Source organism: Pseudomonas sp. UBA7530 (genome assembly GCF_002479365.1).
In the GTDB taxonomy this organism is placed as follows: domain Bacteria; phylum Pseudomonadota; class Gammaproteobacteria; order Pseudomonadales; family Pseudomonadaceae; genus Aquipseudomonas.
In genome coordinates, this window is sequence record NZ_DLMS01000001.1 from 286,870 (window position 1) to 301,796 (window position 14,927).

The 14,927-nt window shown below is 65.5% G+C and carries 14 protein-coding genes and 1 pseudogene; 1 reads left to right on the forward strand and 14 read right to left on the reverse strand.

Annotation, left to right across the window (positions count from 1 at the left end; genetic code table 11):
- Positions 1–11: 11 nt before the first annotated feature.
- The 10 genes and pseudogenes from B2U07_RS01355 to selD all read right to left on the reverse strand — a co-directional run bounded on the left by B2U07_RS01355 (position 12) and on the right by selD (position 9,988).
- On the reverse strand, positions 12–776 hold the full coding sequence (locus B2U07_RS01355) for a CHAD domain-containing protein (RefSeq protein WP_275544969.1): 765 nt from the start codon (positions 774–776) through the stop codon (positions 12–14).
- Positions 777–847: 71 nt separating this feature from the next.
- Positions 848–2,833 (reverse strand): DUF3488 and transglutaminase-like domain-containing protein, encoded by a 1,986-nt coding sequence (locus B2U07_RS01360; RefSeq protein WP_275544968.1) that lies wholly within the window; start codon positions 2,831–2,833, stop codon positions 848–850.
- A complete protein-coding gene (locus B2U07_RS01365; protein WP_197856477.1) occupies positions 2,830–3,786 on the reverse strand; it encodes a DUF58 domain-containing protein in 957 nt (318 codons plus the stop codon). Before B2U07_RS01365 ends, B2U07_RS01360 begins: the two co-directional genes overlap by 4 nt.
- Positions 3,786–4,703, reverse strand: a complete 918-nt coding sequence (locus tag B2U07_RS01370) for an AAA family ATPase (RefSeq protein WP_275544967.1) — start codon at positions 4,701–4,703, stop codon at positions 3,786–3,788. The genes B2U07_RS01365 and B2U07_RS01370 overlap by 1 nt, the downstream gene beginning before the upstream one ends.
- 95 nt (positions 4,704–4,798) lie before the next feature.
- Positions 4,799–5,665: a methyl-accepting chemotaxis protein gene (locus B2U07_RS22985; RefSeq protein ID WP_419096313.1), complete on the reverse strand. Its 867-nt coding sequence runs from the start codon at positions 5,663–5,665 to the stop codon at positions 4,799–4,801.
- Positions 5,657–6,766: pseudogene (locus B2U07_RS22990) on the reverse strand (HAMP domain-containing protein); the annotation flags it as partial. The gene B2U07_RS22985 and the pseudogene B2U07_RS22990, both read right to left, overlap by 9 nt.
- Positions 6,767–6,892: 126 nt before the next feature.
- Positions 6,893–7,498, reverse strand: coding sequence for a flavin reductase family protein (locus tag B2U07_RS01380; RefSeq protein WP_275544965.1), 606 nt, complete (start codon positions 7,496–7,498; stop codon positions 6,893–6,895).
- On the reverse strand, positions 7,498–7,776 hold the full coding sequence (locus B2U07_RS01385) for a hypothetical protein (protein WP_161868011.1): 279 nt from the start codon (positions 7,774–7,776) through the stop codon (positions 7,498–7,500). The genes B2U07_RS01380 and B2U07_RS01385 overlap by 1 nt, the downstream gene beginning before the upstream one ends.
- 77 nt (positions 7,777–7,853) lie before the next feature.
- Positions 7,854–8,954 carry a tRNA 2-selenouridine(34) synthase MnmH gene (mnmH, locus tag B2U07_RS01390; protein ID WP_197856473.1) on the reverse strand — a complete coding sequence of 367 codons (1,101 nt, stop codon included), beginning with the start codon at positions 8,952–8,954 and terminating at the stop codon, positions 7,854–7,856.
- Positions 8,954–9,988: a selenide, water dikinase SelD gene (gene selD, locus B2U07_RS01395; RefSeq protein ID WP_275544964.1), complete on the reverse strand. Its 1,035-nt coding sequence runs from the start codon at positions 9,986–9,988 to the stop codon at positions 8,954–8,956. The genes mnmH and selD overlap by 1 nt, the downstream gene beginning before the upstream one ends.
- A 107-nt stretch (positions 9,989–10,095) precedes the next feature.
- Here selD and B2U07_RS01400 point away from each other — a divergent pair, with 107 nt between their 5' ends.
- Complete coding sequence (locus B2U07_RS01400; RefSeq protein ID WP_275544963.1) at positions 10,096–11,109, forward strand: patatin-like phospholipase family protein; 1,014 nt, start codon at positions 10,096–10,098, stop codon at positions 11,107–11,109.
- On the opposite strand, the gene B2U07_RS01405 is transcribed toward B2U07_RS01400, so the two are convergent.
- The 4 genes from B2U07_RS01405 to B2U07_RS01420 form a co-directional block, all read right to left on the reverse strand.
- A complete protein-coding gene (locus B2U07_RS01405; protein ID WP_275544962.1) occupies positions 11,110–12,195 on the reverse strand; it encodes an AI-2E family transporter in 1,086 nt (361 codons plus the stop codon).
- Between the two features lie 75 nt (positions 12,196–12,270).
- A complete protein-coding gene (locus tag B2U07_RS01410; RefSeq protein ID WP_275544961.1) occupies positions 12,271–13,074 on the reverse strand; it encodes a DUF4892 domain-containing protein in 804 nt (267 codons plus the stop codon).
- A gap of 139 nt (positions 13,075–13,213) precedes the next feature.
- The gene (locus B2U07_RS01415; protein WP_275544960.1) at positions 13,214–14,077 is read right to left on the reverse strand and encodes an alpha/beta hydrolase; all 864 of its coding nucleotides are present in this window, start codon (positions 14,075–14,077) and stop codon (positions 13,214–13,216) included.
- Entirely contained in the window at positions 14,074–14,877 is an 804-nt protein-coding gene (locus tag B2U07_RS01420) for an alpha/beta fold hydrolase (RefSeq protein WP_275544959.1), read from the reverse strand. Before B2U07_RS01420 ends, B2U07_RS01415 begins: the two co-directional genes overlap by 4 nt.
- Positions 14,878–14,927: the final 50 nt, after the last annotated feature.

Genomic DNA, 14,927 nt, shown 5'->3' on the forward strand with positions numbered 1-14,927 from the left:
AGAATGTCGTCTTATCCCGGGAAGTCGACATACAGCGCCAGCAACACCTCGTCAGCTCGGCGTTCAGCCGCTTGCTCGGCGCGCCGCCAGGCATCCAGACAAGGCTGCAGCGAAGGCGACGCTTCGGCCTGCGCCAGCCATTGCACATGATCGTGCCAGTCTCCCAAGGCGCTTTGCGCACGCTTGAGTCGCTGCCGTGCTGCCTTGTCCAAACGACTTTGCGCCGGGTAGGTTTCAGCGCCGTAACGCACTCGCTTGATCAGCAGGCGCAGGCGATGGCGGTCATGGGCAGGATCGCGCAATGCTCGGGCCAGTTGCCTTTGCTGACGGCGCAAACGACGCCGGATGCGTTTTTTTACGTCGTGCAATTGTCCCTGTCTGGCGGCGTCGTGCCAGTTGCTCGGCCAGCTGTCGAGCAGCAGCATCAGATCCGCAAGCTCACCGCTGCGAGCGATCGCGGCATAGCCGGCAGCACGCTGCGCCTCATCGGCCGGAGCCAAATGCGCCATCCCGCGGCGTTCCAGCTCGGCCACCAGCACCTCGCGATCACGCAGCGGCCCGCTGAGGCGTCCCAACACCGCTGCGCCCTGCTCCAAGGCATCCACCGCCGGCAGGCCGCGCAGCGGACGCAACAGGCTGCGCAGTTGGCGCAGGGCGATGCGCAGATCGTGTAGCGCCTCCGGGTCGGTGCAGTCAGCCAGCCGCGCCTGACAGGCATACAGGCGCATATGCAGAGCCAGAACGCGGCCCAGGCAATGCTCGATGAAATCGCTCATGCTCGTTCCTCCGATGACGATGGCCGCAGCTAACAGCCTGGCCATGCCCTGACGCAAGTGACCAATGGTCGCTAACGCGACAGGCGCCAGGGCAATGCCCGGCGCAAATCGCTCAATGCCCGTTGCAGGGCCGCCCGCGAAACCGGCTCGCCGGCGTAACGCTGCTGCTCGAAGCAACGCGCGAAAGCCTCGATGTGCGCCGCTTGCTCAGGCAGCTGCTGCGCAGCACGCAACGCGAAGGAGCGCGCACCTTCGCCCGCAGTTCGCTGCACGCCATGACGCGCCAGCAGGCGCTCGAACTTGCGGAACACCTGCCGCTGCGGGTCGGCACGCTGCTGCCAGGGCTTGAGTAACCACAAGGCCAGCAGCCCGAGTAATAATCCGCCCGTACCCACCAGTGCCAGGGCGAGCCGTTGCCAGTCAAGGCTGCCGAACCAGTTCTGCAGCAGCTTCAATTGCTGCTCGCCCTGATAGCCCAGCACCCAACGCTGCCAGCCGTAATTGAGATTCTCCCAACTCATGCGCAGCTGGTTGAGCCAGGCCAGCTCGCGATAGCGCAAAGGCGAGAACGGTTGATCGTCGAGAAAGCCATCCTCTTCGGCCAGGGCCTCTTCCAGGCCCTGCTCGATACGCTCTGGGGCGACCTGGAAAGTGGGGTCGACGCTGCGCCAGCCCTGCCCGGGCAGCCAGTACTCGACCCAGGCATGGGCGTCGAACTGGCGCACCTGGAGGTAGTTGCCGTTGGGGTTGAACTCACCGCCCTGGTAACCGGTGACCACTCGCGCTGGAATGCCCGCCGCTCGCAGCACGAAGGTCATGGCGCCGGCATAGTGCGCGCAGAAGCCACGCCGGGTGTCGAACAGGAACTCGTCGATGCTGTCACGCCCCAGCGGCTGCGGACGCAATGTATAGACGTAGGGCTCGCGGTTGAAATGCTGCAGCACGGCCGCCACCAGCGCATCGCCCTGCGGGTACTGGGCCTTCAGCTCGGCGGCCCAGGCACGGCTGCGCGGATCACCCTGCTCGGGCAACTGCAGCGCCTGGCGCACGCCAGGCGGCTCGGCCTGCGCCTCACGCACGGCCTGCGGCCAGGAACGCACCTGGTACAACAGAGGCCGATCCACCGGGCGCAAGCGCTGCCAACGGAAGTCGCTCATCATGCGCCCGCTTTGCTGCGCCATCTCGCCAACGTCCAGAGCGAACAGCCAGCGCTTGCCACTGGGCTGCATGATGACGCTGTAATCGAGCGGCTCTCCGGCCTTGCTCCACTGCGGCGCGACCGGCACTTCCGCGTAATTGGACTGCGACCAGCGCCGACCATCGAAGCGCTCCAGCGTCAAAGCGCGCCAGTACAGCTGCACCCGCGGCGGCACTTCGCCCTCGAAACTGGCACGAAAGGCCAGCGCCGAGGAACGGCTGAGTTCGGCAATATCGGCCGGCTCCATGCTGTCCGAAAGCCCGGTGACGCCCTTGTCGTTGGGCAGCGGCAGCGACCAAAGCGGCCCCATGCGCGGAAAAAACACGAACAGCAGCACCATCAGCGGTATCGCCTGCAGCATCAGGCTGCAGGCCAGGCGCAGGGTCGGCCAGGGGCGCTCGGCAAAACCGCTGTGCTGCAGGCCGACCAGTGCAGCCAGCAGTGCCGTGACCGGCAACAGGCTGTAGAGCGCGGCCAGAATGCCGTCCTCGAACAGGTAAGCGGTCACCACGCAGAAGAAGCCGAGGAAGATCACCACCAGCGCGTCACGCCGCGTACGCATCTCCAGCAATTTGAGGGTGAAAGTGGCGATCAGCAGCACCGCTGCCGCATCCAGCCCCACCAAGGTGCCACGCGACAGCAGGATACCGGCCAATACCAGCAGCACCAGGCCGCCCTTGGCCCAGCCTCTGGGGTAGCGCGCACGCATGCGGAAGATCTGCACGCGCCAACCGGCAGCGCCGAGCCACAGCGCGACCATCCACATAGGCAGGTGCACCAGGTGCGGCACGATCACCAGCACCTGTGCTACCAGCAACCAAATCAGGGCGACCCGCGGGATACCTGGCAAGCTGCTCATGGCCGCGCTCCGAACAGCGCCAGGGCACGCAGACAGGCGTCGCGATGGCCGTCGCCGTAATCCGGGGCGATCACCTGCCCCGGCAGTTGCAGGCCGAATGCCTGCTGCCGCTCGGAAAACTGCAGCACCCAGTGACAGAGCAGCGACAGGCGCATTTCGCTGTCGCCAGCCAGGCTGTCATAGTCCAGCCACAGGTCACGCCCGCTGAGCATGGCGAAATCCTTGACCAGCAGGCCCTGGCCACGCGAATAGGCCTTCCAGTCCAGGCGCCGCTTCGAGTCACCCGGCTGATATTCGCGCAGGCCCTGGAAATCGTCGGCGCCCTGGCCACGGGCACGCATGCCCTCTTCCTGCTCCTCATCACCCAGGCCCGCTGACAGCGGCAGGTCGCCTTCCAGCGGCCGCGGGTAGACCAGCACCGCCTGGTCCAGATCGACCCAGCTCCAGGCCACCAGCAGCCCCAGGGGGAAGCGACTTTCCACCCGCAGACGCTCGGGGCGCAGCCAGCCACGCCGCGTAGCGGCAAGATTCAGATCCACTTCGGTCTGTCCTTCACGCGGCACATCGCGCACCACCAGCTCCGCAGGCGGCCAACCCAGGGCGATGGCCTGGTGCTGGCGCGCGCGACTTTCCAGGCGCACGCGAAAACGCGCCTGCTCGCCGACGAACACCGCCCCGCCACCGCCTGCCTTGAGCACCAGCCCGGCCAGGTTGCGATAGGTGTGCAGGATGGTGACGACGAACACCGACATCAGCAGGAAGGTCAGGCCATAGGCCAGGCTGTTCTGGTAATTGATACCCACCAGCAGCATCAACAGCAGCACCACGGCGAACGCGCCGCCCATCCGGCTGGGCAGAATGAAGATGCGCCGCTGATTCAGGCGCACGCTGGCTGCCGGAGGAATGCGCCTGGCCAGCCAGCGCCGCCAGAGCGGTTTCAGCGCTGCGCGCATCAGAGTGCCGGCACTTCGCGCAACAGCCATTGCACCAGAGCGCCACCGCCATGGCCGGTGGGATCGGCGCGCTCGCGCAGACGATGGCCGACTACCGACGGCAACACCGCCTGCACATCCTCGGGAATCACGTAATCACGTTCGGCCAGCAGTGCCCAGGCCCTTGCCGCGGCCAGCAGCGCCAGGCTGGCGCGCGGCGACAGGCCCCAAGCGAACTGCGGCTGGCTGCGCGTCGCCTCGACCAGACGCAGCACGTAGTCGACCAACGCATCGCTGGCCCGCACCTTGGGCACCTCCGCCTGCAAACGTGCCAGCTCGGCATGGTCGAGAATCGGCTCGATGCGCGGCAGCAGGTCGCGCCGGGCGTCGCCCAGCAGCAAGGCCCGCTCTGCGGCCTGGGCCGGATAGCCCAGCGACAGGCGCATGAGAAAGCGGTCGAGCTGGGATTCAGGCAGGGCGAAGGTGCCGCCGCTGCTCACCGGGTTCTGCGTGGCAATGACGAAGAACGGCTCGGGCAGCGGCCGGGTCGCGCCCTCGATGGTCACCTGCCCTTCCTCCATGGCCTCGAGCAACGCGCTCTGACTTTTCGGGGTAGCGCGGTTGATCTCGTCGGCCAACACCAGCTCGGCGAAGATCGGCCCGGGATGAAAGACGAACTGGCCACTGTCCTTGTCGAACACCGAGGTGCCGAGGATATCGCCAGGCAAGAGGTCGGAGGTGAACTGGATACGCTGGAAGCTCAGTCCCAGCACGCGCGCCAGGGCATGACTCAAGGTGGTCTTGCCCATGCCAGGCAAGTCTTCGATCAGCAGGTGACCGCGCGCCAGCAGGCAGGCCAGCGCCAGACGCACCTGCGCCTCTTTTCCCAGCAGCACCTGATTGACCGAGTCGAGACAGGCGTCGAGTTTGCTTCGCATCGTTCGCTCCTTATGCAGAACGTCGATGCTACTGGCGTGCCGGCATGCGGCATAGCGCCATGAAATTTTTACTCACGAAACTGTGAGGCCAACCGCTATGCCAGTCGAAATTGCCCGGCCATGGCGTGCAGTTCCCGGCCCAGCTCGGCCAGTTGGATGCTCGACGAGGCGGTTTCGTCCATTGCCATGGCCGACTGATCGGCAATGTCGCGGATCGAGGTGACGCTGCGGTTGATCTCCTCGGCCACCGCAGTCTGCTGCTCGGCCGCCGCGGCGATCTGCTGGTTCATCTCCGAGATCAGGCCCACCGCCTCGGCAATGGCCACCAACGCGCCTTCGGTCTGGTTGGCGTCACCAACCGTCAGGTTCACCAGGCTGGCGCTCTGCTCCATGTCGGTCACGGCACGGCGGCTGCCTTCGCGCAGCGCCGCGATCAGCGATTCGATTTCCGCCGTGGACTGCTGGGTGCGCTTGGCCAGCGCACGCACCTCATCGGCGACCACCGCGAACCCGCGCCCCTGTTCACCGGCACGCGCCGCCTCGATGGCGGCATTGAGCGCCAGCAGGTTGGTCTGCTCGGCGACGCTCTTGATCACATCGAGCACCGCATCGATACGCTGGGTGTCCTGGCTCAGGCGCTGGATGCTCTGCGTGGTGGCGTCCATCGCCCCGGCCAGCTGCACGATGCGCTGCAAGGTCTGACGCACCACCTGGCTGCCCGCGCCGACCCGCTGGTCGGCCTGTTCGGTGGAGGCCGCGGCCGCTTCGGCGTTGCGCGCCACCTCATGCACCGTGGCGGTCATCTCGCTCATTGCGGTGGCGACCTGATCGGTTTCCAGCTTCTGGCCGTTGACGCCCTGGCGCGTCTGCTCGGCCGTTGCCGAAAGCGTCTGGGCAGAACTGGATATCTGCGCCACACCGCCCTGCAGGCGGCCGACCATCTCACGCAGGTTGCCGGCCATGCGCTGCACGGCTGCGAGCAACTGGCCGATCTCGTCGCGGCGATCCTGCTCGATGCGTACCCCGAGGTCGCCAGCGGCGATGGCTTCGGCCAGGCCGATGACCCGCTTGAGCGGACGCACGATGGCCAGGCTGATCATGAGCGCCGCACCGAGGCCGAACAGCAGGGCCAGGGCCGCTGCGGCGATGATCAGGCCGCTGCTGGCCTGACGCTCGGCCTGCATGCTCAGGCGCTGGGTTTCCAGGGCCAGTTCGACCTGCTGCAGCAACTGCTCGACCTGAGCGACCAGCTGTCCGTAAACCTGCTTTTGCTGCTGCAGCTGGCTGGCGTACTCCTGCAGGCGCTCGTTGAAGGAATCGACGTTGACCACCACCTCGCCGAGCACCGCGGCATAACCGGGGTCCTCCAGTGCATCGCGCAGCTCGGCAGCCAGTGCCTGTGCCTCGCCGGCCTGGGCGATTTCGCTCTGCTCGTCGGCATCGCTGCGCCGGCTGGCCTCCAGGCGCTGGCGCGCCTGGTCCAGCGCCTGCAGCAGCAGCTGGTGAATCTTGCCGACCTTGCCGGCCTGCAGCACCGAATCGCCGCCCTGCTCGCCCTGGGAGCTCTTGAGCAGGTCGACGCCATCCTCGGAGAGTCCTTCCTGCAGTAGATCCAGGCTGTTGGCGGCGCTGACCACCAGCCAGTCGGCGGCCTGTAGCGACAGCTGCATGTTGTCGGTGAGTTCGACGTAGCGGGCGAAGGCGCTGCGGTAATCCGCCAACGCCGGCTCGACCTGCGCCATGATCGTGGCCGTGTCGCTATCCAGCTCGGCCTGCAGGGCCTGGCCGGCCTGCAAAATCGCCTCGGCCTGCTGCGCCAGGCGCTCGGCATGCTGTTTGTCGCCGCTCAGGGCAAACGCCTGTTCGCTCTGGCGCATGCGCAGCACCTGCTCGCCAAGGGCGCTCATGCGCTGCTGCAATTCGGCGCCGGCACTGACCTCACGCAGCGCCAGCAATCCGGTGGCAGCCACCAGAGCGGTGAGCATCAATACCAGAGCGAAACCCAGCATCAACTTGCTGGCCGTACTCAGACTGGCCAAGCGCTTGCCCAATGAGCCACCCATGACATCCCCCTGCCTACCGCAGCCAGCCGCGAATTCTGGAACATAGGAGTGCAAGGCTGCTGGCGACAAGCCATCAACCAGCGAGATGGCCGGGAAAGCTAACTGGACGTCGTTTTCAGAACGGGATCAGGGGCGTTGCATCTGGAACAGGTCCCGTGTGCGGCAATAAGCGCTGCCACCCAGGCGCCCGATCAGGTCGAGCTTCAGAGGATCGAGACGCCCCTGCTCGTTGAGCACCTCGTCATCGATATGCGCCAGCAACACTTCGGCGAAGATCAGATGGCAGTTGGGCTGCTGCGCCGGATAGGGTTGGATCTGCGCCACACGGCATTCGAAAGTTACCGGCGCACCAGCGACACGCGGCACGTCGATGCGCTCGCACGGCTGGCTGGCGATGGCGCAGTGGCTGAACTCGCTGACCTCATGCGGCAGGATCTTGGCGCTGGCATTCATCGCCTCGGCCTGAGCGAAGCTGACCAGCTGAATCGCCAGCTCGCCGCTGGCCTGGGCATTGCGCAGAGTGTCCTTGAGGCTGCCATCGTCACGGGTGTTGACGTTGACCAGCACGGTCGGCGGGCTGTCACTGATCACCTGGAAGAAGCTGAACGGCGCCAGGTTGGCGATGCCTTCGGGCGAACGGGTCGAGACCCAGGCGATGGGGCGCGGGGTGACACTGGAAGCCAGCCAGCGATAGGCCTCGAGCGGACTCAGCTCGGTGAAATCAAGCTGCATCAACGCCCCGCTCGCGATTCGCGGATGTAGAAGCGTGCGCGCTCGGCCTTGCTGACGCAGCCTTCGTAGGCTTCGAACTGCTGCTGGGTCTTGGCGGCGGTCAGCAGCGAGAAGGCCTTGGAATAACTGACGGTACCGGCGAAGCCTTCGGCCTCGGCGATGCTCAGCTCTTTCCAGGCGGCATCCAGCTGATTGGCACAGGTCTCGCGGTAAACGGTCTTGCCGGCGCAGCCGGTAAGCGCCACCGCAAGCAGCGGCAAACAGATCCAGTGTTTCATCGACCACACTCCTCGGATGGATAGGGACTTCGGGTTGGCCCAGTCTATGACGCTACGGCAGGGCGAAAGTGCCCGACTCACCCGCCGTTTCGCTTGCGCAGGTATTCCACCACAGCCTGCTGCTCGCCGGCGAACTCGATGCGTCCGGATTTGCTCTCGCGCTGGAACACGTACATGGGATCGTAGTACTCCACCAGCAAGGCTTCTATCCAGCCACGATGGGTATCCACCTGCCCGTTGACCTGCTGCTCCTGTAGCGCCTGGTCCATGATCGCGGCCAGCCGTTGGTAACGCTCGCCGCCCAGGCGGCGGGTGATGTTGCCCAGGCTCTCGCGCAGACGCGCGGCGAATGCCACGAAGCCCTCTTCCTCGCCCAGAGCCGCGACGAACTCGGCGCACAGCTCGATCACGTAGGCCTGCAGAATGCGCTCCACACGATTGGCCACGCTGTCTTCCAGCCACACCAGCGGGTGGTGCTGCATCGCCTGGTGCAACGGCAGCGGCAACGAGCAGCGACCGATCAGACGCGCCTCGTCTTCCAGGACGAATTGCTGCTGGCCCGCGGCGCGGCGCTTGAGAAAATCGATGGCCAGCGCGTTCTCGAAGTCGATCTGGGCCGGCTGGCCACTGGCGCGCTTGCCGAAACTGGAGCCGCGATGATTGGCGTGAGCTTCCAGATCCACGGCATTGTCGAGCTGACCTAGGACCTCGGTCTTGCCGGTGCCGGTCATCCCGCCAACCAGCACGAAGTCGCATGCCTGCACCGCGTCGTCGCTGGTCTGCAGCAGGAAATTGCGCATGGCCTTGTAGCCACCGACCACCCGCGGGTAGTCGATACCCGCCTCGCTTTTCAGCCACTGCTGGACGATCTGCGAACGCAGGCCGCCACGGAAGCAGTACAGATAACCGTCGGGATTGGCCTTGGCGAAGGTCGCCCAGGCTTCGATGCGCTCGGCCTTGCTGCGGCCGCTGACCAGTTGATGCCCCAGCTCGATGGCTGCCTGCTGGCCCTGCTGCTTGTAGCAGGTACCGACCTTCTGCCGCTCGATATCGGTCATCAGCGGCAGGTTGATCACGCCGGGAAAGGCGCCCTTGTGGAATTCGACCGGCGCCCGGGTATCCATCATCGCCCGGTCATTGAGGAACAGTTCGCGGTAGTCGGTGCAATTGTCGCGCATCACAGCACCTCGACCGCGTAGCGCTGTCGCTCGACCATCTCGCCAATGGGCGCCAACGCCAGCCCCAGTTCGGCGGCCACGGCGAGAAACTCGGCCTCGCCTTCCGGCGCCACGGCAACCAGCAGGCCGCCACTGGTCTGCGGATCGCACAGCAGCAGCTTGGCCAGCTCCGGCAACGGCGCGATCCTGTCGCCGTAACTGTCGAAATTGCGCAAGGTGCCGCCGGGCACGCAGCCCTGCTCGAGGTAATGCTCGACGCTGTCCAGACGCGGCACGCGAGCAAAATCGACGCGCGCGCTGAGGCCACTGCCATCGGCCATTTCCACCAGGTGGCCAAGCAGGCCGAAGCCGGTCACGTCGGTCATCGCCTGCACGCCGGCGAGTTTGCCAAAGCGGCTGCCGGGCTTGTTCAGGGTGCACATCCAGTCACGCGCCAGGCCGACGTCCGCATCGCGCAACCTGGCCTTCTTCTCCGCCGTGGTGAGGATGCCGATGCCCAGTGGTTTGCTCAGGTAGAGCCTGCAGCCAGCCGTGGCGGTGTCGTTGCGCTTCATGTTGGCCTTGCTCACCAGGCCGGTCACGGCCAGGCCGAAGATCGGCTCCGGCGCATCGATCGAATGCCCGCCCGCCAGCGGAATACCGGCTTCGTCGCACACCGCACGACCGCCGCGGATCACCTCACGCGCAACTTCGGGGGCCAGCACATTGACCGGCCAGCCAAGGATGGCGATGGCCATCAGCGGGTCGCCGCCCATGGCGTAGATGTCGCTGATGGCATTGGTGGCGGCGATACGACCGAAGTCATAGGGATCATCGACGATCGGCATGAAGAAGTCGGTGGTGGAAACCACGCCGCGCTCTTCATCGATCGCGTAGACCGCCGCGTCATCGCGCGAGGCATTGCCGACCCAGAGATTGGGATCGAGATTCTGCGCGCCGCTGCCGGCGAGGATCACCTCGAGCACCTTCGGTGAAATCTTGCAGCCGCAACCGGCGCCGTGACTGTACTGGGTCAAACGAATGGGTTCGCTCATGGTTTCACTCTCGCCGCGTTTACTGGCGGCGGATTCTAGCAAAGACTGCCTTGGCTCCGCTCCGCTGGCCGAGTAAGGTCGAAGCTTGCTAGGGGGGAGACAAACAAATGAGCAAGAAAGTAGCGCTGGTGCTGGGATCAGGCGGCGCGCGCGGTTATGCGCACATTGGCGTGATCGAGGAGTTGCAGGCGCGCGGTTATGAAATCGGCTGCATCGCCGGCTGCTCGATGGGCGCGGTGGTCGGCGGTATCTTCGCCGCCGGCAAGCTGCGCGAATACCGCGAATGGACGGAGAGCCTGGATTATCTCGATGTGCTGCGCCTGATCGACGTCAGCTTCCGCCTCGGCGCCATCCGTGGCGGGCGGGTATTCGGGCGGATTCAGGAGATCGTCGGCGAGGTGGATATCGAGAACCTGAACATCCCCTTCACCGCGGTCGCCACCGACCTGACCAACCAGCAGGAAATCTGGTTCCAGGAAGGCTGCCTGCATCAGGCGATGCGCGCCTCGGCGGCGATACCCAGCCTGTTTACGCCAGTCGTCCAGGGCAAACGCATGCTGGTCGATGGCGGCCTGCTCAATCCATTGCCGATCGTGCCGGTGGTGTCCAGCCACTGCGACCTGATCATCGCGGTCAACCTCAACGCCACCAACCAGAACCACTACCAGTTGCCGGTCATCGAGCGCCCGGCCGCCATCAAAGGCCGCATCGACCAGTTGATGACCTCGCTCGGCTCACGCCTGCCGAGCTTCCGCCGCAAGAGCGAGGACGAAACCCTGCTGCTTGCCGAGGAGCAACGCGTTGCCGATGACGTCAGCCCGGCCGCAGCCCCGAGCCGCAGGGAAAATGAGGACGAACCCGCGCCTAAATCCGCCAGCGGTTCGCGGGTCGCCGAATTCAGCGGGCCGGCGTCGCTGCTGGAGCTGGTCAACCAGAGCTTCGAGGTGATGCAGACCTCGTTGGCGCAATACAAGATCGCCGGCTATCCGCCGGATGTGCTGATCAATGTGCCCAAGCGCGCCTGCCGTTTCTTCGAGTTCTACAAGGCGCCGGAGCTGATCATGCTGGGTCGGCAGATCGCGAGCGACACCCTCGACAAGTACGAGAGCGAACGCGGCTGATCAGCCGCGTGGTTCCTCGCCCGGCAGCGGCTTGTTCACCAGCGCTTCGGCCGGCGGCGTCTTGTCCGCCACCCAGTCGCTGAGCAGGCTGTAAGCTACTGCCAGCAAGGTCGGGCCGAGGAACAGGCCCATGAAACCGAAGGCCAGAATGCCGCCGAACACGCCCAACAGCACTACTACCAGCGGCAGGTTGCCGCCACGGCTGATCAGGTAGGGTTTGAGGATGTTGTCCACGCCACTGATGATGAAGAAGCCCCAGATGCCCAGGAAGATCGCCATGCCGATCTCCCCCTGCCACACCAGCCAGGCCACGGCCGGGCCCCAGATCAACGGCGGAATCATGATGAAGCTGAAGGCGAAGGTCAGCAGACCGAGCACCAGGGCGCCCGGCACGCCGGCGATGACGAAGCCGATATAGGCCAACACAGCCTGCGCTGCGGCGGTGCCGATCACGCCGTTGACCACGCGCTGCACGGTGCCGGCGACCAGCTCCAGATAATGGTCGGCACGCTCGCCGATCAGCCGCTCCAGCAGGCTGTGCACGAACACCGCCAGGCGCGGCCCGTCTCGGTAGAAGAAGAACACCAGCACCAGGCTCAGGGCCAGCTCGACCATGCCTGCGCCGATCTTCGCGCTACGCGCCACCAGCCAGTTGCCGACCTGGCCCAGATAGGGCCGCAAGGTGTCGAAGAAGGCGGCGCCCTGCTGGTCGATGGTGCGCCACAGTTCGACCAGGCGATCGCCCACCAGCGGAATGCTGCCCAGCCAGCTCGGCGGCGGCGGCAGGCCTTCGACCTGCAGATCCCTGACCAGGGCGTTGGCGTCCTTGATGTGATCGGCCAGGTTGAAGCCCAGCCACACCAGCGGCACCGCCACCATGATCACCCAGACGCCAGTCAGGATGCCCGCCGCCAGCGACAGGCGCCCGTTGAGCAATTGCGTCAGCAGGCGCATCAGCGGCCAACTGGCGAAGGCCAGCACCGCGGCCCAGAACAGCGCCGACCAGAATGGCGCCAGCACCCAGAGACTGGCTGCCAGCAGGCCAAGCAGGAGAATCTGCACCAGCAGACGATCATTAGTGGCCATCAGGCAAAACTCCCTTCGACGAAACGACAGAGCGCCCTTGCGGGCGCTCTATAACAGGCGATTGCGAGCGATAGCTTAACGCAACAGACGCACGCTCAGAGCATCATCCGCAGCATCCCCAAGTTCCAGGCGCGCCTCGCGCACACGCTGCTCGATCAGCGCCTCGCGCCAGGCTTCGGCCTGACTGCCTGCCAGGGCGACTCGCAGGGTGCTGTCGAGGTTCAGGCTACGCGCCAGCACCGCCACCCAGGCGCTGTCGGCCTTGGCCTCGTCGGGCAGCTTCAACTGCCCATCGGTGCGCAGCTGACGCAGCAGGGTCGCTGGTGTCGGCAGCAGCTCGCCCAGTGCCGCGTCGGCATCCAGTTGCTCGGCGTGCAGGTAGGCACGGCGGTTGCCGCGGGTGATGCTGTACAGCGCCAGCAGACTTTCGTGATTCGGTTCGGCCAGGCGCAACAGAGCATAGGCCTGCTGATCGTCGGAGCCATACAGCGTGGCATTACCGAACACCGCGTTGGCCCACAGGTTGCTCGCACCACACTCGCGCCCCTGGCACCAATAGAGCAACTCGGCGCCCTGCTCCAGCAGCGTTTCCCGCGCCGCGGTAAATACCTGATCGGCGCTGTGAGTGCGCGGCAGTTCGTAGGTCACTGCGCTGTGCTGGCCCTGCACCAGGATCTCCCGCTCGTAACGCAAACGCCCGCTGATGCGGCGAATCGAACCTTGCGGGTAGATGCGCTCGACGTCGGGCGCCTCCTTGAATGCAACGATTTGGCTGGCAGGAAAGCGCGGCAACACTTCAAGGTCTCGGCTGCCGGGCAAATCCGCCGCCAACGCTACACCACTGCAGAGAGTGGCAAGCACAACGGAAAAAAGCTTCATACGCCCCATCATCCAGAGGTGCCCCGTACCAGGGAAACGGCAGGTGAACTTGCGAAGCAATGAATGGCGACGTTGAACGGGTCGATCATGCGATCCTCCATGGCAGACCGCCACACCTTTCCCCAGGGCCGCAGGCAAGTCAAGAAATGCGCAGGAATGGATTGAAACAATCCGCTACACGTTGTGCGCCCGCCTCGTCATCCAGGTGCAGGTGGTGGCCGCCCGGCAGACGGTGAATCTCGAACGGCAGATCCTCGAGCAGCGTCTGCAGCGCAGGCTGCGCACCCATCATGCCCTGCTCGGCCAGCACCAGGCTCACCGGGCACTGCAGCGCGCGGACGAATGTCTGGGCGTGCGCCCAACTCAGACGCAGCGGCGAAGGCAGTGTCAGACGAGTGTCGGTGCGCCAGGTGTAGCCGCCCGGCACCGGCATCAGGCCGCGCTGGGCGAGCAATTCGGCCGCCTCGCGGCTGACCGCACCGACGCCCTTCATGCGCGCTTCGACGGCTCGCGCCATCTCGGCATACACCGGCTTGCGCTTGTCACTTAGCGCCTGCCTGGCTCGCAACGCCTCGCCGAGCTTGGCCGGTGCCTGTTCGGCTTCGCCGGTGTATGGCACCAGACCATCGATCAACGCCAGTCGCGCAATCCGCTCGGGCATCGCCCCTGCCAGCAGCACCGCAGTGATTGCGCCCATGGAATGCCCGAGGATGGAAAACCGCTGCCAGCCAAACTGCTCGGCGACCTGCAGCACATCGAATGCGTAGTCCCACAGCGCATAACCGGCGCCGGCCGAACGGTGATCGGAGTGGCCGTGGCCGGCAAAATCCAGGGCGACGATACGCAGCCCCTCCAGCTTCGGCGCCAGGCGGGCGAAACTCGCTGCGTTATCCAGCCAACCATGCAAGGCCAGCACCGGCAACCCATCCTCCGGCCCATAGAGATGCGCCGCCAGTTCGATATGCGGCAGACTCAGGCGAACTTCTTCGAAACCTGCGTTCATGCGCTTTGCTCCTGATCGGCATCCCAACGGCTGAACAGCTGACGCAGCAGCTCGGCGGTGGCCTGCGGGCGCTCCAGTGGAAACATATGGCCGCCCGGCAGGTGGTGGTATTCCGCACGCGGCATGCGCCTGAGCAGCCGCGCATGGTGCGGCAGCACGACGCGACTGTGGCGCCCGCGCACCATGGCCAGCGGCACGGCCAGCTGCTGCGGCCGCCCCGGAGCGGTATGCGGCACGCTGCGATAGATGCTGATCTCGGTGGCAGGATCGAATTTCAGACGCAGGCCCTCCTCACCCGATTGCAGACCGTGACTGACATAGGCGTCCAGGCATTCCGGATCGAAACGGCGGAACAAACTTTTGCCGGCGAAGTAGGTACGCGCTTCGAGCAGATCGGCGAACGCCTCGCGGCGCCCCAGCGTGCGGCCGGCGGGCGTGATGCGGTCGATGAACCCGAAACGTTTGGCAGCACGGATCACCATGCGGTCGGCCAGGGTCAGCACCGGTGAATCGAGCATCACCACGCCGCGGTACAGCTCGGGGCGGAGCAAGGCGGCGTGATAGTGCAGCACGCCGCCAAGGGAATGGCCGACGCCCCAGACCGGCTCGCCACCACCCTCCAGGTGATGGATCAACTCATCGACCAGGTTGGACCAGTTGTCATTGACCGGAAAACGCGGGTCGTGGCCGTGTTGCTCCAGGTGCTGCACCTGGAAATCCGGTGCCAGCGCGGCGAACAGCTTGCCGTAGGTGGCAGACGGGAAGCCGTTGGCATGGGCGAAGAAGATCGGCTGCGGCATGCATCAAACTCAAGCTACGAATATGCCGAGATTCTCCGGCAGCCACCGGC